Annotated in this window: 1 protein-coding gene; it reads right to left on the reverse strand. The window is 66.8% G+C overall.

The annotated features are described in order from the left end of the window. Nucleotides 1-7 precede the first annotated feature (7 nt). Nucleotides 8-1238, reverse strand: a 1231-nt coding sequence (locus VLI63_RS17625) for an IS30 family transposase (RefSeq protein WP_409158156.1), incomplete at its 5' end; no start/stop codon positions are given.

Consider the following 1238-nt stretch of genomic DNA (forward strand, 5'->3'; position numbering starts at 1 on the left):
GGGAGGTTCAACCGGTCAGCGCACCGGTGAGTTGTTCAAGTCTCTCATTTGGGGTGGCGTATCCGTAGCGTTTCCGCGGTCGCCGGTTCAGGGCAGCAGCCACCGTGTTGAGGTGTTTCTGGGTGTGGCCGGTCAGGACGGTGCCGCGGGGGAAGTACTCCCGCAGCAGCTTATTCAAGTTCTCGTTCGAGCCGCGTTGCCAGGGCGAGTGCGGGTCGGCGAAGAACACCGGGACCCCGGTAGCTGCGGTGATCTCCCGGTGTCGGTGCAGCTCGACGCCCTGATCCCACGTCACCGATCTCGCCGGCCCAGACGGCAAGGCGCCCAGGACGCGGATCAGTTCGTCGCGTACGGCGAGGGAGCGGGGCCTGTCCTCGGCAACGCGGAGGAGGAAGCATTCCCCGGTGGCGCGGTCCACGAGCGTCCCGATCGCGCCACGGTTGTTCTTCCCGATGATCAGATCCCCCTCGAGATGCCCCGGGACCTGACGTGTCTCCGCCTCGACATGCCGCTCCCGGAAGGACACCATGTTCTGGATCCGACCCACCCGCGTGTTCTTTGCCCGACGGGGCTTCCTCACCCGCCGTCTGGTCCGAGTGAGCGGCCGGTCGGGCCTGGCTAAGCGTCCCGGCCTGTCGCGGTAGATCGCCTGGTAGATCGTCTCGTGCGACGCCCACATGGACTGGTCGTCGGGGAACTCCAGGCGGAGCCGGCCCGCGATCTGCTCGGGCGAGAACCGGTCACGGAGATCGTGCAACACCCGGACGCGCAAGGGACCTGCCTGCAGCAGCCGGGCCGGTTTCGGGCGGCGGGTGCTGTTATGCACCCTCCTTTGCCCGTTCGTCGCCCGATACAACCATTGCCCGTTTCGCCCACGGGTGAGTTCCCGGCTGATCGTCGAGTGAGCCCGACCCAACCGCAGCCCGATCTTCCTGGCGGACAGGCCCTGCGCCGCGAGGACCATGATCTCTTCCCGCTCGGCGAACGACATGCGGGCACCATTCCCCGGCCTCGCAGAAGCTGGCCTTATCCCGCCGTGTTCGACGATCAACCGGAACACGGCCGTGCTCTTCCACCCGAGCTGCGGTGCGATCTTCTCCCCGCCAAGCCCTGCCGCCCGGAGATCCCACAACCGGGCCGTCACCTCCGGAACCAGCCGCGCTGAGAACCGTGCCACCGAATCCGTCATAACCATCCTCCAAAACTGCCAGATGGTGCGCTGACCGGTTGAACCTCCC

The sequence above is a fragment of the Lacisediminihabitans sp. H27-G8 genome (assembly GCF_046156175.1).
Lineage (GTDB): Bacteria > Actinomycetota > Actinomycetes > Actinomycetales > Microbacteriaceae > Lacisediminihabitans.